General features: G+C 71.8%; 21 protein-coding genes. 4 read left to right on the top strand and 17 right to left on the bottom strand.

Annotated features, from left to right (window positions below):
• Positions 1–85: 85 nt before the first annotated feature.
• The 4 genes from QSK18_RS10920 to QSK18_RS10905 form a co-directional block, all read right to left on the bottom strand.
• Entirely contained in the window at positions 86–5,566 is a 5,481-nt protein-coding gene (locus tag QSK18_RS10920; protein WP_285618428.1) for an ATP-binding protein, read from the bottom strand.
• 118 nt (positions 5,567–5,684) lie between these two features.
• Positions 5,685–6,242, bottom strand: coding sequence for a hypothetical protein (locus tag QSK18_RS10915; protein ID WP_232810539.1), 558 nt, complete (start codon positions 6,240–6,242; stop codon positions 5,685–5,687).
• Positions 6,239–6,793 (bottom strand): hypothetical protein, encoded by a 555-nt coding sequence (locus QSK18_RS10910; protein WP_232810540.1) that lies wholly within the window; start codon positions 6,791–6,793, stop codon positions 6,239–6,241. Before QSK18_RS10910 ends, QSK18_RS10915 begins: the two co-directional genes overlap by 4 nt.
• 136 nt (positions 6,794–6,929) lie before the next feature.
• A complete protein-coding gene (locus QSK18_RS10905; RefSeq protein WP_232810541.1) occupies positions 6,930–7,922 on the bottom strand; it encodes a zinc-binding alcohol dehydrogenase family protein in 993 nt (330 codons plus the stop codon).
• 101 nt (positions 7,923–8,023) lie between these two features.
• Here QSK18_RS10905 and QSK18_RS10900 point away from each other — a divergent pair, with 101 nt between their 5' ends.
• Positions 8,024–8,389 carry a winged helix-turn-helix transcriptional regulator gene (locus tag QSK18_RS10900; protein ID WP_232810542.1) on the top strand — a complete coding sequence of 122 codons (366 nt, stop codon included), beginning with the start codon at positions 8,024–8,026 and terminating at the stop codon, positions 8,387–8,389.
• Here QSK18_RS10900 and QSK18_RS10895 read toward each other — a convergent pair.
• Entirely contained in the window at positions 8,376–8,786 is a 411-nt protein-coding gene (locus tag QSK18_RS10895) for a nitroreductase/quinone reductase family protein (RefSeq protein WP_285618416.1), read from the bottom strand. The genes QSK18_RS10900 and QSK18_RS10895 overlap by 14 nt on opposite strands.
• Before the next feature lie 3 nt (positions 8,787–8,789).
• The gene (locus QSK18_RS10890; protein ID WP_352396524.1) at positions 8,790–9,569 is read right to left on the bottom strand and encodes an SDR family NAD(P)-dependent oxidoreductase; all 780 of its coding nucleotides are present in this window, start codon (positions 9,567–9,569) and stop codon (positions 8,790–8,792) included.
• Positions 9,570–9,670: 101 nt separating this feature from the next.
• On the opposite strand from QSK18_RS10890, the gene QSK18_RS10885 reads away from it, so the two are divergent.
• On the top strand, positions 9,671–10,291 hold the full coding sequence (locus tag QSK18_RS10885; protein WP_232810545.1) for a TetR/AcrR family transcriptional regulator: 621 nt from the start codon (positions 9,671–9,673) through the stop codon (positions 10,289–10,291).
• Positions 10,292–10,322: 31 nt separating this feature from the next.
• Here the strand turns inward: QSK18_RS10885 and QSK18_RS10880 are convergent, their stop codons facing one another.
• From QSK18_RS10880 to QSK18_RS10865, 4 genes are read right to left on the bottom strand one after another with little or no spacing between them, the layout of a single operon-like run.
• Positions 10,323–10,751: a hypothetical protein gene (locus tag QSK18_RS10880; RefSeq protein WP_285618399.1), complete on the bottom strand. Its 429-nt coding sequence runs from the start codon at positions 10,749–10,751 to the stop codon at positions 10,323–10,325.
• Positions 10,752–10,774: 23 nt separating this feature from the next.
• On the bottom strand, positions 10,775–12,430 hold the full coding sequence (locus QSK18_RS10875) for a thiamine pyrophosphate-binding protein (RefSeq protein WP_285618393.1): 1,656 nt from the start codon (positions 12,428–12,430) through the stop codon (positions 10,775–10,777).
• A complete protein-coding gene (locus tag QSK18_RS10870; RefSeq protein ID WP_232810548.1) occupies positions 12,430–13,200 on the bottom strand; it encodes a cyclase family protein in 771 nt (256 codons plus the stop codon). Before QSK18_RS10870 ends, QSK18_RS10875 begins: the two co-directional genes overlap by 1 nt.
• Complete coding sequence (locus QSK18_RS10865) at positions 13,197–14,117, bottom strand: DMT family transporter (RefSeq protein WP_285618388.1); 921 nt, start codon at positions 14,115–14,117, stop codon at positions 13,197–13,199. The genes QSK18_RS10870 and QSK18_RS10865 overlap by 4 nt, the downstream gene beginning before the upstream one ends.
• 60 nt (positions 14,118–14,177) lie before the next feature.
• Here QSK18_RS10865 and QSK18_RS10860 point away from each other — a divergent pair, with 60 nt between their 5' ends.
• Positions 14,178–14,777, top strand: coding sequence for a TetR/AcrR family transcriptional regulator (locus QSK18_RS10860; protein WP_285618386.1), 600 nt, complete (start codon positions 14,178–14,180; stop codon positions 14,775–14,777).
• 51 nt (positions 14,778–14,828) lie between these two features.
• Positions 14,829–15,785 carry a LysR family transcriptional regulator gene (locus QSK18_RS10855; protein WP_232810551.1) on the top strand — a complete coding sequence of 319 codons (957 nt, stop codon included), beginning with the start codon at positions 14,829–14,831 and terminating at the stop codon, positions 15,783–15,785.
• Here the strand turns inward: QSK18_RS10855 and QSK18_RS10850 are convergent.
• From QSK18_RS10850 to QSK18_RS10820, 7 genes are read right to left on the bottom strand one after another with little or no spacing between them, the layout of a single operon-like run.
• Positions 15,736–16,944 carry a vWA domain-containing protein gene (locus QSK18_RS10850; protein ID WP_232810552.1) on the bottom strand — a complete coding sequence of 403 codons (1,209 nt, stop codon included), beginning with the start codon at positions 16,942–16,944 and terminating at the stop codon, positions 15,736–15,738. The two genes, QSK18_RS10855 and QSK18_RS10850, sit on opposite strands and share 50 nt — an antisense overlap.
• On the bottom strand, positions 16,945–17,604 hold the full coding sequence (locus tag QSK18_RS10845) for an SRPBCC family protein (RefSeq protein ID WP_285618382.1): 660 nt from the start codon (positions 17,602–17,604) through the stop codon (positions 16,945–16,947). It lies immediately after the preceding gene.
• On the bottom strand, positions 17,601–18,482 hold the full coding sequence (locus tag QSK18_RS10840; RefSeq protein WP_232810554.1) for an AAA family ATPase: 882 nt from the start codon (positions 18,480–18,482) through the stop codon (positions 17,601–17,603). Before QSK18_RS10840 ends, QSK18_RS10845 begins: the two co-directional genes overlap by 4 nt.
• Positions 18,479–19,345 carry an XdhC family protein gene (locus QSK18_RS10835; RefSeq protein ID WP_232810555.1) on the bottom strand — a complete coding sequence of 289 codons (867 nt, stop codon included), beginning with the start codon at positions 19,343–19,345 and terminating at the stop codon, positions 18,479–18,481. Before QSK18_RS10835 ends, QSK18_RS10840 begins: the two co-directional genes overlap by 4 nt.
• Positions 19,345–21,666: an aerobic carbon-monoxide dehydrogenase large subunit gene (locus QSK18_RS10830; RefSeq protein ID WP_269810049.1), complete on the bottom strand. Its 2,322-nt coding sequence runs from the start codon at positions 21,664–21,666 to the stop codon at positions 19,345–19,347. Before QSK18_RS10830 ends, QSK18_RS10835 begins: the two co-directional genes overlap by 1 nt.
• A 53-nt stretch (positions 21,667–21,719) precedes the next feature.
• A complete protein-coding gene (locus QSK18_RS10825; RefSeq protein ID WP_285618361.1) occupies positions 21,720–22,214 on the bottom strand; it encodes a (2Fe-2S)-binding protein in 495 nt (164 codons plus the stop codon).
• A gap of 4 nt (positions 22,215–22,218) precedes the next feature.
• The gene (locus tag QSK18_RS10820) at positions 22,219–23,103 is read right to left on the bottom strand and encodes an FAD binding domain-containing protein (protein ID WP_285618359.1); all 885 of its coding nucleotides are present in this window, start codon (positions 23,101–23,103) and stop codon (positions 22,219–22,221) included.
• Positions 23,104–23,210 lie beyond the last annotated feature (107 nt).

Here is a 23,210-nt window from a genome sequence, read left to right as displayed (position 1 = left end):
CTCGTCGTTCACAGAAGCCAACCTAGAACCAAAGGACGCCGTGCGAGACCTGGTCTCCCACGGCGTCCTCGGTTCCGATCCGGATCTACTGGGTGCGCAGGCCGTTCTCGATGGCCTCGATGATCCGCGGGCGCATCTGTTCGGCACTGATGATCGCGTCGACCGAGCCGACCTCCACCGCGCGCCGGATGCTGTGCACCCGGTCGAACTCGGCGGCCACCTCACCGAGCTTCTCGGCCCGCACGGAGGCCTGCACCTCGGCCAGGCGGGCGTTCACCGCCGCCCGGTCGCCCGCTCCCGCCGCCAGCAACTGCGCCTGCAGTTCGCTGACCCGCGGGTCGTTCGTGGTGCGCTTGTTGACCTCACCGGTGAAGACCACCGCGGCGGCCGGGGCACCACCGAGCACCGAGGCGAACGAGCCCTCCAGCGCCAGCACCGTCATGTTCGGGTTCAGCCGCTTGGAGAAGACCACGAAAGCGCCACCGTGGTAACGGGAGATCACGGTGAAGATGATCGGGCCCTCGAAGTTGACGATCGCCCGGCCGATCTCGGCGCCGTACTCCAGCTGCAGCCGGCGCATCGACTCGGGGGAGCCGTCGAAGCCGGAGAGGTTGGCCAGCACCACCAGCGGGCGGTTGCCCGAGGCGGCGTTGATCGCCCGCGCCGTCTTCTTCGACGACTGCGGGAAAAGCGTTCCCGCAGTGTAGGTGTCGGGGCCGTCGGTGGGCGGGAACCCGCGCCGGGCCACGGTGCGCGACTCGATCCCGACCAGGCAGACCGGGCGCCCGCCGATGTGCACGTCCTGCACCACCGAGGTGTCGGCGTCGGCCATGCCCGCCCAGCGCTCCAGCACCGGGTGGTCCTGGTCGGACAGGGCCCGCATCACCGTGCGGATGTCGAACGGCTTCTTGCGGTCGGGGTTGTGCTCCGCCGAGAAGATCTCGCCGACCGTGGTGAACTCCTCGCCCAGCGGGTGCGGGTAGGAGCGGATGTCGCGATCGGCCGGGTCGGTGGTCGGCACCGGCCGCGGCGACGTCTCGCCGGGGGCGATGTAGGCGTGGTCGTAGTGCGCCATCAGGATGTCCCGGGCGCCGGCCAGGTCGGGCGCCCAGTACTGGGCCTGGCCGTTGGGGCCCATCACCCGGTCGTAGCCGCCGATGCCGAAGTTGTCCTCGGCCGAGACACCGCCGGAGAAGTCCAGCGCCTGCTTGCCGGTGAGCACCATGGCCGAGTCGGGCGTCATCACCAGGATGCCCTTGGTGTGCATCAGCATGGTCGCCTCGGCGTTCCAGTACGGCTGGGCGCCCACGTTGATCCCGGCCACCACGATGTTGATCTCACCGCCGGCCTGGGTGAACTGCACGATCCGCTTGAGCGCGGCGGCCACCCAGTCCAGGTTCTCGCTGCCCGAGGACATCGAGATCTTGGCCCCGGCCGAGAGCGAGTACCACTCCAGCGGCACCCGCATCGACTCGGCCAGGTCGATCGCCGCGATCACCCGGGCGCACTCCGGCTCGGACAGCGAGCCCAGCGCCTTGGTCGGGTCGCCGAGCAGCACCACCCGGGTCACGCCCTGCGGGTGCCGGGCGGTGACCGTGGTGACCACGCCGGCGACGATCCCGGCGCTGTTGTTGCCGGGCGCCCGCTCGACCGGGACGAGCCTGCCCTCTTCCAGGTCGTGCTCGGTGAAGTCACCGAGCATGCCGGTGAGCTCGTAGGGGTAGACGTTGCCGCGGGCGGCGGCGCGCAGCACCTTCTGGCGGTAGTCGTCCAGCGGCTGCACCGGCTCGGTCGAGGGCTCCCCGACCTCCAGTTCGGCGCCCCGGCCGCCCGGGGCGGGCAGGATGCGCACCTCGATGTCGGCCAGCTCACCGGCCTCGTTGCGGCGCCGGGCGATGAAGCGGACCTCTTCCAGGCCCGCCCCGACCACGGCCGGCAGCACCCGCTTGACCAGCATGCCCAGCTCGGGGTCGGTCAGGTCGGTGACCGGCCAGACGTACATCATGATCCGGTTGGTGGCCAGGCGCCGGTTGGCCGGCGACTGGGCCTGCGCGGCCCGGATGGCGTCGACCGCGTTGATGATCGCGGTCTCCACGTTCGGCAGGGCGATCAGCCGGCCGTCGGCCTCCCGCTGCGGAGTCAGGTCGCGGACCTGGCCCATCACGAAGAGCCGCTCGTCGGCCGGGTTGCTGCGGGCGACCGCCTTGTACAGGTAGATCTCCTCGTCGGCCGAGGGCAGCCGGGTGAGGTGGAACTCGCGCAGCCGCTGCAGCTGCAGGCGCTGAGCGATCTGCGGGTGCAGGCCGCGGATCAGCCGGTCTTCCACCAGGGTGCCGGTCTCGTCCGGCCGGAAGGTGAAGTGGTGGTGCATCACCGCACCGGCCGTGCCGGCGATGGTCACGGTGATCCGGCGCACCGCGGCGGGCATCGCCCGGGCCGCGATCAGCCCGCTCAGACGCTCGGCGACGGCGTCCGTCTCGGGCAGGTCGTCCCAGGCCACGTACAGGTCGGCGACCAGGCCGCGCTCGCTGACGTCGGCGGCCAGCGCACTCACCCCGGCCAGCGCGTCGGGCAGGGTGACGAGGTCGGCCACGGTGGTGACCACCTGGGAACGACGCTCGGGGCCGGTGTGCTCGGCGGTGACGAAGCGGATGCCGCCCGCCTCCTGCGGGCGCACCGCGCCGACCAGGCCGCGGTTGCCGTAGTAGCGCCGGGTCAGCACCTCGAGCAGGGCGCTGTGGTCGACGCTCTCGCGGCCGATCCGCTGGCCGATCAGGCGCACCAGCGGCTCCGGGCCGGCGACCATGGCCTGGATGCGCTCGGGCCGGTCGGGGGCGTCGGGCAGCCGGTCGAGGTAACGCAGGTCCTCGCTGACGGCCGCGTAGACGGTGGCGCGGTTGCGGCGGAACAGGGGCTGGGTGAACCAGCGGAACACCACGCCCCGGGCCAGGTCGGAGATGGCCGGGAAGCGTACCTGGGTGGCCTCGACCAGGTGGCGCAGGGCCGTGCCGGCCCGCTCGCCCAGCCCGTTGTGCGGGGCCGTGCCGGCCAGCCACTCGCGCAGCAGCCCGGTGATCACCGCGCCGGCCGACGAGAGGCGCTGCTGCGCCAGGAAGATCCGGAAGACGGCGGCCTCGAGCTCGGGGGTGCGCTCGAGGTCGGAGACCCCGTAGTAGCCCAGCACCTGGGTCAGCCGGGCCTGGAACACCGGGCTCACCCCGGCCCGCTCCACGTCCAGGCTCTGCAGGTAGGTGTGCAGGTACTCGCGCGGGCTGTGGACCTGGCTGCCCGGTTCCACCTCGAGCCCGGTCTGCGGCCGGTTGCGGCTCAGCTCGGACAGGTCGGCGAACACCGTGAGCAGGCCGACCTCACCGGGCAGGGGCCGGTCGGTGAGCTCACCGCGGGCGGCCAGGTACTGCTTCAGCGCGGCGCTGCCCTCGGCCGGGGTGACGTCGTAGCCCAGCAGCAGGCTGCGCAGGTCCTGCAGGGCGCGCTCGGCCCGGTCGGCGGCGGAGACGCCGTCGGGCTCGGACGGCAGGTCGATCTCGGCCACCGCGCTCTGCGCCTCGGCCGCCTCGGCGTCGCCGTCGGACAGCGGCTCCAGCCGCATCAGCGGCGCACCCGTCTCGACCTGGCTGCCCACCGACACCGGGCACTCGCGCACCCGGGCCCGGAACGGCGCCCGCAGCACCGTCTCCATCTTCATGCTCTCGAGCACCAGGATCGGGGCGCCGGAGTCGACCTCGTCGCCGACCGCGACCGGGGTGGCCACCACCAGGGCCGGGGCGGGGGAGCGGACCACGCCGCCCTCGTCCAGGCTGATCCGGTGGGTGACGCCGTCGACCTCGACCAGGTGGATCGGCCCGTGGGTGGCGGTGACCAGCCGGAACCGCCGGCCGTTGACCACCATCCGGCTGCTGTGCCGGTCGAAGCGCTCGACCGTGACCTCGGCCGGGTGCACGTCGGTGCCGGCCGAGCTGATGCCCACCCGGAACCGGTCGGCCCCGGCCCGGGCCACGCTCACCCGGTAGCCGACCCCGCGCAGCTTCAGGTCCAGCGGGCGCCCGGAGTCGTGCTGCACCTGCGGGCGGCCGCCGTGCGCGGTCTCGAGCAGACGCTGCCGGCTGACCTCCTCCTCGTCCTGGTAGGCCTCGATCGCGGCGGCGGCGAGGGCCACCGAGGAGTGCCGCTGGGCGACCAGCCGGCCCTCGGCCCGGACCCGGTCGATCCAGCCGGTGTCGGCGCTGGCGTCGATCACCTCGGGCTGGTCGAGCAGGTCGAGCACGAAACTCTTGTTGGTGGCGCCGCCCTCGATGATCACGACCGTCTCGGACATCGCCCGGCGCAGCCGGGCCAGGGCCTGCTCGCGGTCGCGGCCGTGGGCGATGATCTTGGCGATCATCGAGTCGAAGTCGGCCGGGATGGTGTCACCCTCGCTGACCCCGGTGTCGACCCGGATACCCGGGCCGGCCGGCAGCAGCAGCCGGGCGATCCGGCCGGGGGAGGGGGCGAAGTCGCGGTCCGGGTCCTCGGCGTTGAGCCGGGCCTCCACGGCGTGACCGATCTCGGCCGGCGGCTCACCCTCCAGCCGGCCGCCCTCGGCCACGTGCAGCTGCAGGCGGACCAGGTCGGTGCCGGTGGTGATCTCGGTGATCGGGTGCTCGACCTGCAGCCGGGTGTTCACCTCGAGGAAGGCGAACAGCTTCTCGGCGGGCTGGTAGAGGAACTCGACCGTGCAGGCGCCGCGGTAGCCGACCTTGACCGCCAGGCGCTCGGCGCTGGCCTTGAGCTCGGCCGTCTGGGCGGCGGAGAGGACGGCCGAGGCCGACTCCTCGATCACCTTCTGGTTGCGCCGCTGCACCGAGCAGTCGCGCACGCCCAAGGCCCAGGCGGTGCCCTGCCCGTCGGCGATGACCTGCACCTCGACGTGCCGGGCGCCGGTGACCAGGCTCTCCAGGAACAGCACGCCGGAGCCGAAGGCCCGCAGCGCCTCGTCGCTGGTGCGCTGGTAGGCCTCGGTCAGCTCCTCGCCGTTGGTCACCTTGCGGATGCCGCGCCCGCCACCACCGGCGGTCGCCTTCAGCATCAGCGGGTAGCCCAGCTGCTCGCCGGTGGCCAGCGCGTGCTCCAGCGACTCCAGCGCACCCCCGCTCCAGGGGGCCACCGGCACGCCGACCTCCTCGGCGATCAGCTTCGCGCCGATCTTGTCGCCGAGCCGGCGCATCGCCTCGGCGCTCGGGCCGACGAAGGTCACGCCGATCTTCTCGCACAGCTCGGCGAACGCCGGGTCCTCGGCCACGAAGCCCCAGCCGACCCAGGCCGCGTCGGCGCCGGTGGCGGTCAGGGCCTTCTCCAGGACCGCCAGGTCGAGGTAGGGGCGGGCCGAGGCCGGGCCGAGGTTGTACGCGATGTCGGCCTCACGCACGAACGTGGCGTTGCGGTCGGCGTCGGTGTACAGCGCGACCGTCTCGATCCGCGCCCCGCTCTCGGCGGCCAGATCGCGGACGGCATGGATGAGCCGCATCGCGGCCTCTCCGCGGTTGACGACTGCGACACGTTTGAACACCGGCTGAGCCTCCCAGACACCACTAGATCCAGCGTCCTACTCTCGCCGGGTCGAGGGCCGCGCGCCATGTACGCCACAGGGTGGACCCTGAGCCACCCTTTGTAAGAAACCTACAAAGTCACGGACGGTAGAGGCGATGCAGCCGCACCGCGGTGATGCCCTCGGCCAGCGCCGGCATCTTCAGTACATCGGGTTCCGGCAAGGGATGGAAGGGCCGCCGCCGGTAGCCCAGCCGCTGCACCGCGTGATCAGCCTCTGCCTCGCTCGTCGTGTAGAAGTGGTCGGTCAGGTGGGGGTGCCACAACCGGAACAGCCGGGTGCTGTCGGGGGTGTCACCGCCCGGGAACACCCACAGCGAGTCCAGCCGCAGTTCGTCGGTGTAGCCCAGGCCCCGGATCGAGCGGCGCACCTCGGCCTCGTCGGTGGTGTACAGGTGATCCTGGCGCTCGGCGCTGTACAGCCGGTGCAGTGGCACGGCCCGGATGCCGGCGTGCAGCAACCCGCGGTCGAACACGTACATCGGCGCGGTGGTCCCGGTCTCGTCCCGGTAGCCGCGCGCCATCGCGGCCCGCTTCTCGGCGAGGTTGGTGGTGTAGAAGTGGTCGGCCCGGCCGCGGGCACGCGTCTGCAGGCCGGGCAGACCCAGCAGACCACGGCGGGGGACCCGCCCGCTCACGCCGGTCGCCACAGGCGCTCGAACTGGTAGGGCACGGCCTCGGGATCGACCTTCGCGGTGAACACGTACGGCGCCGGGTACTCCGCCTCCAGCCGGTAACCCAACTGCTGCACCGCGTACTCGGCCGCCTCGGCGCTGTGGGTGCGCATCTGGGTCTGCCGCCGGGGATGCCACAGCCGCAGCAGCTGGGCAGATCCGTCCGGCGCCTGCTCCGGATCGGTCACCGGAATCACCCAGAGCGGCCTGGTGCCCGACTCGTCCCGATAGTCCTTGTACCGCAGCGAATAGGCCGCTTCACCGGCGTTCATCGTGTAGAAACGGCCACCCCGTCCGGCCAGCCGGTGCAGTTGGGCAGCGCGAAAGCCCTGGTAGTAGGTGGATTCGGTGAACACCCACGAACGGACGGGGGTGGGCCACCGGCGCGTCGGCGCCGGCCGGGCGGTGGCTGGGGTGGCGTTGGTGATCGCCATCCCAGCCAGTCCGGCCGCCCCGGCTGCTCCGGCCATCCCCACCAGGGCGCGGCGCCGGGAGAGATCCTGGGTGACAGACATGGTCCTCCCGGTGCGGACGGCGAAGGTCATTGCTGGGCAGGTGCTTCCGGAACCCTCCCACCTACCGCTGGGTTCGCCGCCAGCCACGCCGCCGGGCGCCTGGCTCAGGCCCCTCAGATCCCTCGGGTCCCGCGCATCACTCGGGCAGCCGCACGGCGACCTTCCCGATCGCCCCGCCCGAGGCCACCACCGCGTGGGCCCGCTGCAGTGCCGCTTCCGCCGGGCCGTCGAAGCTCTGGGTGAGGGTGGAACGGATCCGCCCCGCGTCGGCCAGCTCGGCCACCTGCGTGAGCAGACGCCCCTGCTCGGCCAGGTCGGAGGCCTGGTTCAGCACCCGCGCGAACATCAGCTCCCAGTGCAGCGACGCCGCCTTCGCCTTCAGCGGCAGGCTGTCCTGGCCCTCGGGCTCGTCGATGGCCACCACCTGACCGAACGTGCGCACCAGCTCGGCGTAGGTCGGGATGTTGCCCCGGGTGTACGGGGAGAACACCCGGCCGACGCCCTCGGGGACGAACGCCCGCACGTCCTCGACCAGGTTGTCCCGGCCGATCACGTGGTCGGCCCCCATCTGCCGGGCCCAGTCACGGGACTCGCCCCGTCCCGCGGCCGCGATCACCTCCACGCCCGGCGTCAGCGTCTTCACCAGCTGGGTCAGGATGCTGCCGACCCCGCCCGCGGCCCCCAGCACCAGGAAGTGCCCCTTGTCCTCGGGTGTCATCTTCAGCTGGTCGAACATCGTCTCCCAGGCGGTGATCGCGGTCAGCGGCAGCGCCGCCGACTCTTCCCACGACAGGGTGCTGGGCCGCCGGCCGACGATGCGCTCGTCCACCGCGTGCAGTTCGGCGTTGGTGCCGTCGCGCGAGATGTCCCCGGCGTAGAAGACCTCGTCGCCGACCCGGAACGACTGCGCCTGGGATCCCACCGCCTCCACCACCCCGGCGGCGTCCCACCCCAGCTGCCGGGTACGGCCCGGGGCCAGACCCGCGTGCACCTTCGTGTCCACCGGGTTGACCGACACCGCCTTCACCCGGACCAGCACGTCCCGCGGCCGCAGCTCGGGAACCTCCCGCTCGACCTCGGTGAAGCTCTTGTCAGTACCGCCCACTGCCTGCCAGGACCTGATGCCCATGATCTTCGCTCCCGTCTCGTTCCGACGTCGGCGACGCTAACCCCGGACCTGCGGTTACCCTCAAGGGAGACAAGTAACCTTTGGGAAGCAATGGAGGTCAGATGGTCACGGCCTGCTCCACCGGCCTGCACGGCCCGCATGACGTGTTCAATCCCGACTGCCCCTGCCGCGATCTGCTCGACCTGATCGCCAACAAGTGGTCGGCCCTGGTGATCGGCGCGCTCGAGCCGGGCCCGATGCGCTTCGGCGAACTGCGCTCCCGGCTGAACGGGGTGAGCTCGAAGGTGCTCACCGCCACCCTGCGCCGGCTCGAAGAGGCCGCCCTGATCGACCGTGAGGTGTTCGCCGAGGTACCGCCCCGGGTCGAGTACACACTGACCGACCTGGGCCACTCGGCCGCCGTGCCGCTGGCCGCCCTGCGCACCTGGGCCGAGGGCGCCCTCGACCACGAACTCAGCCGAAGGTGACCAGCATCAGCCGGCTGTCCAGCCAGTCCTCCAGCCGGGTGGGCCGGCTGATCGTGCCCGGGTTGTGCGGCTGGTTGAGGTCGGCGACGATCTCGGCCAGGACCGCCCGTCGTTCGACGGGGTCGGTCACCGGGCTCGCCGTAGCCGGAAGGTCGGCCCGCACACCGTGTTTCAGGTGGAAGGTGAAGTGCGGATCGGCCAGCAGGTTGGCGTACCAGCTGACCGGCCGGCCCGACGACCCGCTGCACAGGTAGACCCGGCCGGAGCAGCGGTAGAAGAAGATCTCGATCCGTCGCGGCCGCCCGGTGCGGCGCCCGACGGTGGTGATGTCCACGATTCGCTCGTAAGTGCCTGCGGCGGGGGTGATCTCCAGCGCCGCCCGGACGGCCGGGCCCATGTCTCAGGCCGCTTCGTGCTTGAGGGCCGGGCCGAGCAGCAGCCCGCCGTCGGCCACGAACTCCGAGCCGGTGACGAACGACGCCTCGTCCGAGGCCAGGAAGAGCAGCAGGCCGGTGATGTCCTGCGGGGTGCCCAGACGCGGCACGGCGTAGGGCTCGGGCGAGTAGAAGTCGGCGATCGGGGCGTCGGCGCCCGCGGCCGGCTCGGTGATGAACGGGGTGGCGATGACGCCCGGGTGGATGGCGTTCACCCGGATGTTGTCGCGCCCCAGCTCCAGAGCTGCCGTCTTGGTCAGCCCCCGCACCGCCCACTTGCTGGCCACGTAGGGCGCGTAGAAGGCGGTGCCGCCGACCCCGGAGGTGGAGGCGATGTTCACGACCACGCCGCCCCCGCCCCGGCGCAGCGACGGCGCGGCCGCCTTGATGCCCAGGAACGTGCCGGTCAGGTTGATCTGCAGGATCCGCTCCCAGATGGCGCGGTCGGTGGCCTCGATCGGGGCGGCCGGGTTCTGCACGCCGGCGTTGTTCACCAGGATGCTCAGCGGGCCGGCCCGCCGTTCGGTCTCGGCGATCGCGGCCTGCCACGACTGCTCGTCGGTCACGTCCAGCCGGACCGCGAAGGCCCGCTCGCCCAGCTCGGCGGCCAGCGCCTCGCCCCGTTCGCCGGCGATGTCGCCGATCGCGACGGTGGCGCCCTCGGCGTGGAAGGCCCGGACGTGGTTGCTGCCCTGGCCGCCGGTCCCACCGGTGACCAGCACGATGTGGTTGTCGAAGCGTCCCATGGTGTCCTCCTGACGATGGTGAGTCGAGTGACTCGCCTCGGGGAAGAAGGTACGGGCCGGGTAGAGGTGAGTCAAGTGACTCACCTCGCTAGGCTGGGCCGGTGACCACCGAACCCTCCGCCTACCACCAGCGGGTCGCCGGGCAGAAACGCGAGGCCATCCTGCAGGCGGCCACCCAGCTCTTCCTCCAGGCGGGCTACGACCGCACCTCGCTGGCCCGGATCGCCGAGGCGGCCGGGGTGTCCAAGGCGACGTTGTTCAAGCAGTTCCCCACCAAGGCGGCGCTTTTCGAGGCCATCGTCGCCGCGTCGTGGGACACGGACGGGGACGAGCCCGCACCGCCGCCGGCCGGTGACCTGGACGCCGGCCTCACCCTCATCGGGCGGCGCTACGTGGCGCTGCTGACCCGTCCGGGCATGGCCGACCTGTTCCGCATCGTCATCGCGGAACTGCCGCGCTTCCCCGAACTCGGCGAGACCCAGTTCAGCCTGGGCAAGATGCCCTACTTCACCTCGGTCCGCGCCTATCTGGAGGCCGAGCGGGAGGCCGGCACGGTGCTGCTGGACGACGCGGAGCTGGCCGCCACCCAGTTCCTGGGCATGATCTCCAACTACGTGTTCTGGCCGCGCCTCCTCCTCGGCCACTGGGCCCCCGAAGAACAGGCCATGGACCAGGTCGTGCTGGAGGCGGTGCAGATGATGCGGGCCCGGTACTCACGCTGACCGGGCCTGCCTGCCTCTGCTTCAGGCGGCTTCAGGCGCGCCGGGTGAAGTGCAGTCGCATCCAGAGCCGGCGCTCGTCGTCCGGGCCCGGCGCGGTCCACTCGGCCTGCATCGAGGCGCCGTCGCCGGCCACGGTCAGGGTGGCTTCGGCGTCACCGGCCACGAACGTCCACACCCCGTCGCGCACGGTGGCGGTGGCGTCCTCGGCGCCACCTTGGTCGTCGTAGGCCCGGGTGGGGAAGACGCCGCGTTCGGGGTCGAAGGGCTCGAAGACCTCCAGGGCGCGGGTGTGGGTGCCGCCGACCATCACGTCGACGTGGTGCACCACAGTGGGGCCGAGCCACTCGTAGACGTCGCTGCCCTCGAGCTCGGACTCCACGGTGCGGCCGTCCTCGGCGAAGATCTCGCCCCGGGTGCGCCATTCACCGATCAGCGGGTGCATGGTCGGGTTCTCGGTCAAGACGATTACTCCAGTCGAAAGGCTCAGTGTCCGCGGAAGGCCTCGGCCAGCCACCAGGCGCCGCCGTCGTCGGCGATCTTCGCGTCGATCACCAGCACCCCCTGCGGGGTGGCCAGCCAGTCCTTCACGTCGGCGAGATCGTCCACGCTGCGCACGGTCACCCCCTTGGCCCCGAATCCGGTTGCCATCGCGGCCAGGTCGGTGTCGGGGAAGGTCACGGCGCCGAGGTCTGCGTCCGGGCCGAAGTGGTGCACCTCGGCGCCGTAGGCGGCGTCGTCGTAAATCACCACCACGAGGGGAATCCCGAGGCGGACGGCGGTCTCCAGCTCGGAGATGCCCATCAGGAAGCCGCCGTCCCCGGTGGCGACCACGGCCAGGCGGGACGGCTGGGCCAGGGCCGCACCGAGGCCGCTGGCCAGCCCCAGGCCCACCGACTGGAAGGCCTGGGTGAAGCAGAAGCCGTTCTCGTCGGGCACTCTCAGGTAGGCGGCGGGGTAGCCCATGAAGTTGCCCGAGTCGATGGAGACCATCCGCTCGGTGGGCAGCAGGTCGTCCAGGGCGGCGCTGAGCACCCGGGGGTCGATCCGGGTGTCGCTGGAGAGGTCGGGGGTGGGGGTGTCGTTCCACCACCGGCTCTGGGCCAGCTTTTGCGAGATTGTGGACGTCCGATAGCCCGGTTTGGTGCTGGGGAGCGCCTCGCTCACGTCGCGCGCGGTGGCGGCGCAGTCGCCGAGCACGCCCAGGCTGATCGGGCGGTGCGCCCCCAGGGCGGAGTGGTCGTCGTCGACCTGGACCACGACGGCGTCCTCGCCGATCAGGGAGCCGTGACGCATCGTCCACATGTTCAGCGCGCAACCCCAGCCCACGATCAGGTCGGCGCCCTCGATCAGGTCGGCGGTGAGCGGGGTGGAGAAGCCGCCGGAGATGCCGAGGTCGAACTCGTCGTGGCGGAACAGACCGTTGGCCACGGCCGAGGTGGCAAGCAGGGCGCCGGAACGGGCGGCCAGGGAGGATATTTCGAGCCCGGCCGAGCGGGCGCCGCGGCCTGCGACGAAGACCGGACGCTGGGCCGAGGCCAGCAGGGCGGCCAGCGCGGCGACGGCTTCCTGGGCCGGGCGTACCGGGAACGGCGGAACCCACGGAAAGGGCTCAGGCTGAGCTGGGTCGCTGAGGCGTTGGTACGGGGGAGCGGGCTGGGCCTGCACGTCGAGGGGCAGGCTGAGCACCACGGTGCGGCGGCCCTCGACGGCGGTGCGGTAGGCCCGGGTGACGTCGGCGACCGCGCTGGCCGCCGAATGCACCCGCTCGGCGACCGCTCCCACGCTGACGGCCAGGGCGTCCTGATCGATGCGGAAGTTCGAGCGCACCGCCGATCCCGCGGTGTCGGCGGCCAGCACGATCAGCGGCGTACGGCTCTTGGCCGCCTCGCCGATCCCGGTGATCGCGTTGGTCAGCCCACATCCCTGATGCACCGACAGAACCGCCGGCCGCCCCGAAAGGCGCGCGTACCCGTCCGCCATCGACGCCGCCCCGCCCTCGTGACGGGCCGCCACGAACCCGACCCCACGCGTCCTCAAAGCATTGGTGATCTGGAAGTTCCCGCTGCCGACCACCCCGAAGGCGTGACCGACGCCGAGGTCCGCGAGGACCTCGGCGATCAGCTCAGCTACTGAGTCCATCACTTCGGAACGATGGCGAAAGCGCGTGCCGGAGAACCGGTACCACCGACGATCGGCAGGGGTGCCACCACCAGCAGGGCGCCGGTGCGGGGCAGGCGGTCGAGGTTCTGCAACTGGGTCAGGCCGTACTTGTCGGCGCCGAGCAGGTGGTAGTGCACCGGGAAGGCGGGCTCCATGCCGCCCGCCTGGCCGGCGTCGATGCCCACCGTCTCCACCCCGAAGCCGGAGATGCTCGAGCGGGCCAGCCATTCGGCCCCGGCCACCGAGACCCCGGGCCAGTGCGCGCCGCTCTCGTCGGCGTTGGCGAAGGCCGCCGGGTCGCCGCCGCGGCTGCTCCAGCCGGTGCGCAGCAGCAGCCAGGCGCCCTCGGGCAGCGGCCCGTGCTCGGCCACGTACGCGTCGAGGTGGGCGGGTTCGAGCAGGAAGTCCGCGTCGGCCTCGGCCTCGGCGGTGAAGTCGACGACCACCACCGGGCCGATCAGCCGGGCCGGGGCGATCTGGTCGACCGACTTGCCGTCGCGGCCGCTGGCCCAGTGCACCGGGGCGTCCAGGTGGGTGCCGGTGTGCTCACCGGTGTGGATGTTGTTCCAGCCCCAGAACGGCCCGTCGTCGTCGAAGTCGCTGACCTTCTCCAGCGACAGCGGGATGGTGTTCGCGAACGGCGGCGGCAACTGCAGGATCGGCGTCTGCGGCGACAGCGGCGCGGTGACGTCGATGATCTCGACCTCGCCCGAGGACAGAGCGGCCAGCAGGCCGGCGATGGCAGTCATAGCGGGATCTTGGCCGCTGCCCCGGGCCCGGCCGGGGACGACGCGCCGGGATTACCGGGACGAACTGCGGCATCCCGCAGCAGGAACACCGCCGAGGCGCTGATCAGCAGCCCGAGCACGGTGAGCCCACGGATCGGCTGACCGAACATCGGCGCCGCCCACAGCGCGGTGGTGGCCGGGGTCAGGTAGAGCAGGGTGCTGGCCCGGCTCGCGCCGTCGCGCGAGGTGATCAGGTAGTACAGGCCGTAGCTGCCGATCCCCGCCGCGGTGCCCCAGGCCACGGCGGCCCAGAAGCCGGCGGTCATGGGCGGGGCCAGGTTGCCTGCGGCGGCGGTGTACACGGTGAAGAAGGCCGCGGAGATCAGGGCCTGCACGGCCAGCGTCTGCATCAGTGGCGGGGAGGGGCGGCGCTCCTGCAGCATCGTTCCGGCGGTGAGCGACAGCATGGCGGCGAGCGGCAGGACGAGTGCGGCGATGGTGACTCCGGCGCGCAGGTCCCCGACCGCCGTCAGCATCACTCCGCCGGTGCCCAGGGCGAGTCCGGCCAGGTGGCGGGGCCTGAGGCGGCGCGAGCTCAGGAAGATCACCAGCGCGGGCTGGAGCGAGGCGATCAGGGCCGAGGTGCCCGCGGGAACCCCGGCGGCCGCGGCCCAGTAGGTGCCGCCCAGATAGAGGCACTGGGAGAGCAGGGCCAGCACGCCCTGGTGGATCCGGCCGCGCCGGTCCAGATGCGCCAGGGCGGGCCGGAGCCAGGGCAGCAGAAGCACCGCCGTGGCCAGGAAGCGCCAGGCCAGGAGGGTGTCCGGGCCGGCGTGGCGGGCGCCGAGCTCGGCCCCGACGAATCCCGAACTCCACACCACGACCAAGGCGAGCCCGCGAACCTGGGGGCTCGCGATCGTCCGTTGTCGGTTCGGCATCCCCTCAGGTAACCACACCGGTCGGTATACTCGCAGTGCACCCGGACCGCGAGGAGACCGATGATCACCGAGCTCGACGAGCGCACTCCCGAGCCCCTGCGGGCCGTGCTGCAGCCGCTACCGCCTCTGACCAGTGCCGGAACCCGTCTGCTGGAGGCCGCGGCGCAGCTGTTCTACGAGCGTGGGGTGCGGGCGGTCGGTGTCGATCTGATCGCCGAGACCGCGGGCACCACCAAGAAGACGCTGTACAACCGGTTCGGCTCGAAAGACGCCCTGGTCGCGCTGTACCTGCGGCGACGCGCCCAGCGCTGGCGCGAGCACCTGCAGACCTTCCTCGACCGCTCGGCGCCGCGCGAGCAGCAGGTGCTGGCGGTGTTCGAGGCACTGGAGACGTGGCTGGGCACCGAACGTCGGGGGTGCGCCTTCGTGAACGCCTACGCCGAGCTGGGTGCCGACGAGCATCCCGCGGTGCCGGTGATCCGGGCGGAGAAGGCGTGGATGCGCGCCCTCTTCGACGACCTGACCGGCGATCCGGCGGTGGGCGGGCACGTGCATCTGGTGTACGAGGGCACTCTGGTGGTGCTGAATGCCGGTGGTGACGATGCGGCGCTGGACCAAGCGCGCCGAGCGGTCGGTGTCGCTTTGGCCGCAGGCACTTGAGGGATACCGTGACTGAGCCAAACGGGGGACTCGCCGGGGAGATGCCCAGTCGTGACGCCAACGCAACTGCGCGCCTTCACCGCCATCGTCCGGCTGGGCTCGGTGAAGAAGGCGGCCGCCGATCTCGGGGTGAGTGAGGCCGCCGTGTCCGCGCACGTCGGCCAGCTGCGCCGGGAGCTGGGTGACCGGCTGTTCACCCCGACCGCGGCCGGTCTGGCCTTCACTCCCGGCGGACTCCGTCTCGCCAGTCGCTCGGCCGAACTGCTCGGCCTGCAGGACCGCACCGTGCTCGAGGTCAGCCGGGCCGGCCGGGGGCGGCGGTTCCTGCGGGTGGCGGCCTCCAGCCTGTTCGCCGAGTACGCGGCGCCGGGCCTGCTGGAACTCTTCGCCGGGCGGGCCAAGGACCTGGACGTCGAGCTCGGCGTGTGCAGCCCCCACGAGTTCGGCGAGATGCTGCTGACCCGCGCCGCCGACGTGGCCATCGGCCCGCAGCCGCCGGCGCTGGACGAGGCGATCTGCCGTCAGCCGTTCCTGAACTTCCAGGTCGCCGTGGTGGTCGGTGCGCAGCACCCGCTCGGCGAACTGCGGCCCGGCCCGGGCCGGTTGCGCGAGCAGACCTGGCTGCTCGGCCCTTCGGCGATCGGCGCCATCGGCGTGGTCCCGGGGCTGCTGCGGCGCTTACGGGTGCCGGAACAGCAGCAGCAGATCTTCCAGAGTCACGCCGCCGCGTTGGAAGAGGTGAAGCGGGGCAAGGGCGTGACGCTGGCGCCGGCCTTCGCGGTCGGCCAGGACATCGCCCGGGGAGATCTGGTGCGCCTCGGCCCGCCGGTCACCCCCGGCAACGGCACCTGGGCGGCGATGTCGCTGACCGGCGCGGGTTCGGTGCCGGAGGCGGCCGAGCTGACCCGGTTCGTGAGCACCCCGCGCGCGGCCCAGGCGATGCTGCGCGGGACCGGGGTCACGGCCGGGCGCTTCCGGCCCTCGATCCATGTGACCCTCTGGAGCTGATCTGCGGGATCTCGGTAAGCACCCGGGCCAGCGAGGCGAACGAACCGGCCGGCAGCAGAGCATGGCAGTGCGGCAGGGCAGCGGCCATGGTGGCCACCTTGGGCTCGAAACCCGTTGCCTCAGCGCGGGGATTGATCCAGATCACCCGATGCGCACGCCGTCGCAGCCGGGCCATCACGGCGCTCATCTGCTGCGCAGGATCGCTGTCCCAGCCGTCGCTGGCCAGGAGCACCACGGCCCCGCGCAGCAGCCCGCCGTGATGAGAACCGAGCAGAGCCTGCAGATTCGCTGTGATCCGGGTGCCGCCGAAGCGGTCGGTCACGGTGGTCTCGGCCCGCGACCAGGCGTCGGTGACAGACCCCTGTTTGAGGACGTTCGTGAGCCGGGTGAGTGAGGTGGCGAAGGCGAACGCTTCGGCGTCGGTTCGCAGAACGAGGGCCCGCATCAGGTGCAGATAGGCCACCGAGGGGGCCTGCATGGAACCGCTGACATCGCACAGCATCACCACCCGCCGGGGCTTGGTCCGCGGCTTCACGCGCACCAGTTCCACCGGTTCCCAGGCTGTGCGGCGGGCCCGGATCATGGTGTGGCGCAGCGTGATCTGCCGTCCGTCCGGTCGTGGGGACACGCGGCGGGAACGGCGGGTCGGCCACTGGGCGATCGTGTTCTCCAGCCAGGCGCCGAGCTGGCGCAGGTCGTTCTCGCTGAGTTGTTCGAACGGCTGGGTGGCGCGCTCGGCGAGGTGGCTGGGCAGCCGATGCGGTATCTGGAGCGGGCTTTCGGAGTCCTCGGCCTCGGCCACCACCGGAGGCAGGGTGGCCCAGGGCAACCCGGAGTCGGTCTCGGAACCTGAGGTCTCCGGCGAGCTCGGCACGGCCTGGTTGGTGCCCGAGGCGGAGCGCCGGGCCGGGGGAGTCACGGGCAGGACGGCGTCGTCGAAGACGGCCGCGAACACCCGGTCGAACACGGCCAGGTCGTCGTGCCGGCGGATCAGGGTGGTCCGGGTCGTCCAGTACAGGTGTGAACGCGAAAGGGGCGGTGCGAGAACCAGGGCGCGACCCGCGTCCTCAATTGCGGTCATCCCGACCGAGGCGCCCGCGGAACGCAACCGGGTGGCCAGCGAGACCACGAAGGCGGCGGTGTCGACGCCGCGCAGCATTCACTTCACCGCGAAGTAGACGATGATGGCGATGACCGCCGCAGCTGCGGCCCCGGCGGCCACGGCGCGGCGGCGGATCGAGGTGCCGGCCAGGCTGAGCAGGTCGAGCGTCTCGTCCTCGGTCGCGGCGACGACCGGTTGCGGCGAGCTGGTCTCGGCCGGTGTCTCGGCCGGGTTCGGTTCGGGGACGACGGCCCGGGTCTCCTCCTCCGCCCGCAGCTTGGCCTCCAGGTTCTCGGCGAACTGCCCGAGCAGCCGGGTGGAGACGTCCTTGATCATGCCGCTGCCGAACTGGGCGATCTTGCCGCTGATGCTCAGATCGGTGCCGACCGTGACGATGGTGCGGCCGCCGTCCTCGGGGTCGGGGCGCAGACCGGCGTGGATGGTGGCGGCGGCGTTGCCCGCACCCCGGGAGTCGCGGCCCTTGGCGTCGATCACCGCCCGGTAGGCCGTGTCGTCCTTCTCCACGAACCGTGCGGTGCCGGCGTACTCGCTGATCACCGGGCCCACCTTGACCTTGACCCGGCCGGAGTAGACGTCACCCTCCACCCCGGTGAGCCGGGCCCCGGGCATGCAGGGGGCGATGCCGGCCAGGTCGGTGAGCACCCGCCAGGCCTCGTCCACGGTGGTCGCGACGGTGAACTCGTTGTCGATCCTCACGGGGTTACCTCCAGCAGCGGGTCCAGGGCGCCGATCACGACGGCGGTGTCGTCCGGGGTCTTGGCCAGCGCGCCCAGGGTCCGGATCACGTCCTCGCGCACCAGGTCGGCCGCGCCCAGCGCGCTCAGGGCGGCGAGCCAGTCGATCGACTCGGCCAGGCCCGGGGCCTTGTCCAGGTCCAGCCCTCGCACCCCGGCCACGAACCGGCTGACCGAACCGATCAGCGGCTGCGTGGCGGAAGGCACGCGGCGGCGCAGGATCTCAGCGGCGCGCTCCGGGGTGGGGAAGGCGATCCAGTGGTACAGGCAGCGCCGGCGCAGGGCGTCGTGCAGTTCCCGGCTGCGATTGGAGGTGAGCACGACCACCGGTCGGCGGGCGGCGGTGAACGTGCCCAGTTCCGGCACGGTGACCGCGCCCTCGCCGAGGAACTCGAACAGCATGGCCTCGAACTCGTCGTCGGCCCGGTCGATCTCGTCGATCAGCAGCACCGGGGGAGTGGGACCGGAGTGCCGCACCGCCTGCAGCACCGGCCTTTCCAGCAGGAACTGGGCCGAGAACAGGTCGGCCTCGCCGATCTTCTGGCCCGAGGCCTCGGCCAGCCGGACCGCCAGCAGCTGACGCTGGTAGTTCCACTCGTAAAGGGCCTCACCGGAGGTCAGGCCCTCGTAGCACTGCAGCCGGATCAGCACCGTGTCCAGGGCCCGGGCCAGAGCCTGTGCGGTGGCCGTCTTGCCCACCCCCGGCTCACCTTCCAGCAGGATCGGCCGTTCCAGGGCCAGCGCCAGGTACAGCGCGGTGGCCAGGCCCTCGTCGATCAGGTGGTCGTGCTGGTCGAGGGCCTGCCGGACGTGCTCGGCGTCGCGGAACGGTGAGCTCATCCGGTCTGGGCCCGGGCCGCGTGCTCAGCCTGGAAACGCACCCGGCAACCCTCGCCGCAGAACCAGGTCCGGACCCCGTCGAGATCCAGGTACAGGGCCGACGGTCCGGGCGTCACCTCCATGCCGCAGATCGGATCCACCGCCGTGGTCGGGTTCTCGGCCGCCTGCGGAGTGAGGCGCACGGCCGCCACCACCTCGGCCATGATCGACAGGGCCACCTCCGGCGCCGTCCGGGCCCCGATCCACAGGCCCGCCGGTGTGCTCACCCGCTTGCGCTGTTCCGGGTCGAGCCCCAGTTCGTCCAGCACCGCCTCACCGCGCCGGCGGCTGGCGACCAGCGCCACATGAGCCACCCCGGTGTCCAGGGCCGAGCGGATCACTGCGGCCTCGTCGTCGCGGCCGTGCGAGGCGATCACCACCGCGTCGGGCCGGGCCGCGCCGGACCCGCTCATGCTGTAGCCGAGCAGCTCGCCGATCCGGACCACCGCCTCGGCCACCGGCGTGGTGCCGACCACCTCGACCAGCGGGGGCGGCAGCACCGGCCGCAGGAAGATCTCCAGAGCCCCACCGGACAGACACGGGTTCACCACCACCTGCGCGCCAGGGGTTTCCGGGAACCCGACCTCCTCGGGCAGGACCCGCAGCAACAACGTCTCCCCGGCCGCGAGCGTCCCCAAAGCGGCCGTCCGGACCGAGCTCTCCGCGCACTGGCCGCCCACGAAACCCTCGATCGAGCCGTCCAGCAGCACGATCGCCTCGTCGCCGGCCCGGGCCGAGGAGGGCACCTGGGCCCGCACCACGGTGGCGCGCACGAACGGCACGCGCTGCCGGGTCAGCTCCTCGACCCTCTCGGTGACCGACATCAGATCGGTGGGGTGTGGTTGCCCTGCATGGTCTCCCACACCCGGGACGGCGTCAGCGGCATGTCGGCGTGCCGCACCCCGAACGGCTTCAGCGCGTCCACCACGGCGTTGACGATGGCCGGGGGCGAGCCGACGGTGGCCGACTCACCCACCCCCTTGGCGCCGATCGGGTGGTGCGGCGACGGGGTCACGGTGAAACCGGTCTCCCAGTCCGGGGTCTCGAGCGCGGTCGGGATCAGGTAGTCCATCAGCGAACCGCCCAGGCAGTTGCCGTCCTCGTCGAAGCTGATCATCTCCATCAGGGCCATGCCCACGCCGTCGGTCAGGCCGCCGTGCACCTGCCCCTCGATGATCATCGGGTTGATCCGGGTGCCGCAGTCGTCCACCGCCACGAACCGGCGCACCTTGACCACGGCGGTACCCGGGTCGATGTCGACCACGCAGATGTAGGCGCCGTGCGGGTAGGTGAGATTGGACGGGTTGTAGCAGATCTGCGCCTCCAGGCCACCCTCCAGCCCGTCGGGCAGGTCACCGGCCCCGTGGGCGCGCATCGCGATCTCCTGGATCGTGACCGACTTGCCCGGGTCGCCCTTGACCTGGAACGAGCCCTTCACCCAGTCCAGGTCGGCCACCGAGACCTCGAGCATGCCGGAGGCGATGATCCGGGCCTTGTCCCGCACCTTGCGGGCCACCAGGGCGGCCGCCGCCCCGGAGACCGGGGTGGAGCGGCTGCCGTAGGTGCCCAGCCCGAACGGGGTGTTGTCGGTGTCGCCGTGCACCACGTCGATGTCGTCCGGCGGGATGCCGATCTCCTCGGCCACGATCTGGGCGAACGTGGTCTCGTGGCCCTGGCCCTGGGACTGCACCGAGAGCCGCACCACCGCCTTGCCGGTCGGGTGCACCCGCAGTTCGCACCCGTCGGCCATGCCCAGGCCCAGGATGTCCATGTCCTTGCGCGGGCCGGCCCCCACTGCCTCGGTGAAGAAGGCCACGCCGATGCCCATCAGCTCACCGCGCTCGCGCTTGGCCGCCTGCTCGCGGCGCAGCTCCTCGTAGCCGGCGATCCGCAGGGCCTCGCGCAGGGTGGGCTCGTAGTTGCCCGAGTCGTACACCCAGCCGGTCTTGCTCGTGTAGGGGAACTGCTCGGGCCGCAACAGGTTCCGCAGCCGTAGCTCCACCGGGTCGATCTTCAGGTCGTAGGCCAGGCAGTCGACCATCCGCTCGACCAGGTACACCGCCTCGGTGATCCGGAACGAGCAGGCGTAGGCCACCCCGCCCGGTGCCTTGTTGGTGTACACGGCGGTCATCGAGCAGTAGGCCGCCTCGATGTCGTAGCTGCCGGTGAACACCCCGAAGAAGCCGGCCGGGTACTTCACCGGGGCGGCGGTGCCGTTGAAGGCGCCGTGGTCGGCCAGCACGTGGGTGCGGATCGCCAGGATCTTCCCCTCGCGGGTGGCCGCGATCTCGCCGCGCATCACGTAGTCGCGGGCGAAGCCGGTGCTGATCAGGTTCTCCGAGCGGTCCTCCATCCACTTCACCGGCTTGCCGGTGACGATCGAGGCGACGATCGCGCAGACGTAGCCGGGGTAGATCGGCACCTTGTTGCCGAAGCCGCCGCCGATGTCGGGGGAGATTACCCGGATCTTGTGCTCGGGCAGGCCCGCGACGATGGCGTAGAGCGTGCGGTGGGCGTGCGGGGCCTGGGTGGTCGACCAGAGCGTGAGCTTGCCGTCGATCCGGTCGTAGTCGGCCACCGCGCCGCAGGTCTCCATCGGCGCCGGGTGCACCCGGGGGTAGACCATGTCCTCGGTGACCACCACGTCGGCGCGCTCGAAGGCGTCCTCAGTCGCCTGTCGGTCGCCGGTCTCCCAGTCGAAGCAGTGGTTGTTCGTCTTGCCCTCGAGGTCGGTGCGGATCACCGGGGCGTCGGGCGCCAGGGCGGTGCGCACGTCCACCACCGGGTCGAGGATGTCGTACTCGACGTCGATCAGTTCCAGGGCGTCGCGGGCGGCGTAGTGGTCCTCGGCCACCACGAACGCCACCTCCTGCCCCTGGAAGCGCACCTTGTCGGTGGCCAGCACCGCCTGCACGTCGCTGGAGAGGGTCGGCATCCAGGCCAGGCCCTTCTCGGCCAGCGCGGCCCCGGTGACCACGGCCTTGACCCGGGGCATGGCCTCGGCGGCGGTGGTGTCGATGCTGACGATCCGCGCGTGCGCCACCGGCGAGCGCAGGATGGCCAGGTGCAGCATGCCCGGCAGTTGCACGTCGTCGCAGTAGCGCCCGCGCCCGCGCACGAACCGCGGGTCCTCCTTGCGCAGCATCCGGCCGTGCCCGACCGGCTTCTGGTCGTTGTCGGTGCTTTCTTCGAGGGTGGTCACGCCGACGCCTCCTGCCCCGTGGCCTGCTCGGCAGCCTCGTGCGCGGCCGCCCACTGCACCGAGCGCACGATGGTGGCGTACCCGGTGCAGCGGCAGATCTGCCCCGAGATGGCCTCCCGGATGGTGCTTTCCGAGGGATCCGGGTCGCGGTCGAGCAGGGCCCGGGCGGTCATCATCATCCCTGGGGTGCAGAAGCCGCACTGCAGGCCGTGGCAGGCCATGAAGCCCTTCTGTACCGGGTCGAGCTCACCGTCGCGCTCCAGGCCCTCCACCGTGCGCACCTCGTGGCCACCGGCCATGGCGGCCAGCACGGTGCACGACTTCACCGGCTCCTCGTCCAGCCAGACCACGCAGGTACCGCAGTTGCTGGTGTCGCAGCCCCAGTGGGTGCCGGTCAGCCCGAGGTGGTCGCGCAGGAAGTGCACCAGCAGCAGCCGGCCCTCGACCTCCCGGGTGACTTCCTCACCGTTGACGGTCAACGAAACCTTCATCGGATCAGCGCCCTTCGGTGTCGCCGGAGATACGGGAGACTGCGCGGCGCAGGGTGCGCCGGGTGAGTTCCTTCGCCAGATGACGTTTGTAGCTCTCGGAACCGCGGGTGTCGGTGGCTGGGCTGCAGCTGCGGGCCGCGATCTCACCGGCCTCCTCGAACAGCGCCTCCGAAGGCTGCCGCCCGCGCAGTGCGGCCGAGATCTCCGGCAGACCGGCGGTGTTGGGGCCGACCGCGGCCAGGCCCACCCGGGCGTCCGCGATCACCCCGTTCTCGAGCCAGACCGCCGCGCCGGCCGACACCACGGCCCAGTCACCGGCCCGGCGCTCCACCTTCTCGTAGGCGCTGGAACCACCCGGCCGCACCGGCAGGCGCACCTCGACCAGCATCTCCGAGTCGCCGACGGCGGTCTCGTAGGGGCCGCGGTGGAAGTCCTCCATCGACACCACCCGCTCGCCGTCCTGGCCGCGGATCACGCAGCTGGCGTCGAGCGTGGTGCAGACCGCCGAGAGGTCCTCGGAGGGGTCGGCCTGGCACAGGGAGCCGCCCAGGGTGCCCCGGTTGCGCACGATCGGGTCGGCGATCACCCGCTCGGCGTCCGCGAAGATCGGGAAAGTCTCGGCCAGGGCGCTGGATTCGAGCAGCTCGCGATGCCGGGTGAGGGCGCCGATCCGGATCTGCCCGGGCTCGACGGTGATGTGGCCGAGCTCGGCGTGCAGGTCGTTGATGTCGATCAGGTAGTCGAAGTTCGCCAGGCGCAGCTTCATCATCGGCAGCAGGCTGTGCCCGCCGGCCACCAGGCGCGCCCCCTCGCCCAGCCGGTCGAGCAGGCCGATGGCGTGCTCCACGCTGGTGGCGCGCTCGTACTCGAACTGCCCGGGAACCTGCATGCGTGTGACCCCTTCGTCGACCGGCCCCCTCATTGGGGCCGGTCCCGCCGGGGCTGTCAACGGTGACTTAAGCGATTACTTAATCGGCTTCCGCGCCCGGCATCGGG

The organism is Kineosporia sp. NBRC 101677, assembly GCF_030269265.1.
In the GTDB taxonomy this organism is placed as follows: Bacteria; Actinomycetota; Actinomycetes; order Actinomycetales; family Kineosporiaceae; genus Kineosporia; species Kineosporia rhizophila.
Note: the sequence above shows the minus strand (reverse complement) of the source record. Positions and strands in the feature narration are given on the sequence as shown.

Bases quoted from the DNA above. Each gene is read 5' to 3' on its own strand.
- QSK18_RS10865 (WP_285618388.1), bottom strand. From the start codon at position 14,117: ATGCCGAACCGACAACGGACGATCGCGAGCCCCCAGGTTCGCGGGCTC.
- QSK18_RS10910 (WP_232810540.1), bottom strand. From the start codon at position 6,793: ATGTCTGTCACCCAGGATCTCTCCCGGCGCCGCGCCCTGGTGGGGATG.
- QSK18_RS10905 (WP_232810541.1), bottom strand. From the start codon at position 7,922: ATGGGCATCAGGTCCTGGCAGGCAGTGGGCGGTACTGACAAGAGCTTC.
- QSK18_RS10850 (WP_232810552.1), bottom strand. From the start codon at position 16,944: ATGCTGCGCGGCGTCGACACCGCCGCCTTCGTGGTCTCGCTGGCCACC.
- QSK18_RS10830 (WP_269810049.1), bottom strand. From the start codon at position 21,666: ATGCTGCGCAAGGAGGACCCGCGGTTCGTGCGCGGGCGCGGGCGCTAC.
- QSK18_RS10825 (WP_285618361.1), bottom strand. From the start codon at position 22,214: ATGAAGGTTTCGTTGACCGTCAACGGTGAGGAAGTCACCCGGGAGGTC.
- QSK18_RS10835 (WP_232810555.1), bottom strand. From the start codon at position 19,345: ATGTCGGTCACCGAGAGGGTCGAGGAGCTGACCCGGCAGCGCGTGCCG.
- QSK18_RS10870 (WP_232810548.1), bottom strand. From the start codon at position 13,200: ATGACTGCCATCGCCGGCCTGCTGGCCGCTCTGTCCTCGGGCGAGGTC.
- QSK18_RS10840 (WP_232810554.1), bottom strand. From the start codon at position 18,482: ATGAGCTCACCGTTCCGCGACGCCGAGCACGTCCGGCAGGCCCTCGAC.
- QSK18_RS10875 (WP_285618393.1), bottom strand. From the start codon at position 12,430: ATGGACTCAGTAGCTGAGCTGATCGCCGAGGTCCTCGCGGACCTCGGC.
- QSK18_RS10820 (WP_285618359.1), bottom strand. From the start codon at position 23,103: ATGCAGGTTCCCGGGCAGTTCGAGTACGAGCGCGCCACCAGCGTGGAG.
- QSK18_RS10860 (WP_285618386.1), top strand. From the start codon at position 14,178: ATGATCACCGAGCTCGACGAGCGCACTCCCGAGCCCCTGCGGGCCGTG.
- QSK18_RS10890 (WP_352396524.1), bottom strand. From the start codon at position 9,569: ATGGGACGCTTCGACAACCACATCGTGCTGGTCACCGGTGGGACCGGC.
- QSK18_RS10900 (WP_232810542.1), top strand. From the start codon at position 8,024: ATGGTCACGGCCTGCTCCACCGGCCTGCACGGCCCGCATGACGTGTTC.
- QSK18_RS10895 (WP_285618416.1), bottom strand. From the start codon at position 8,786: ATGGGCCCGGCCGTCCGGGCGGCGCTGGAGATCACCCCCGCCGCAGGC.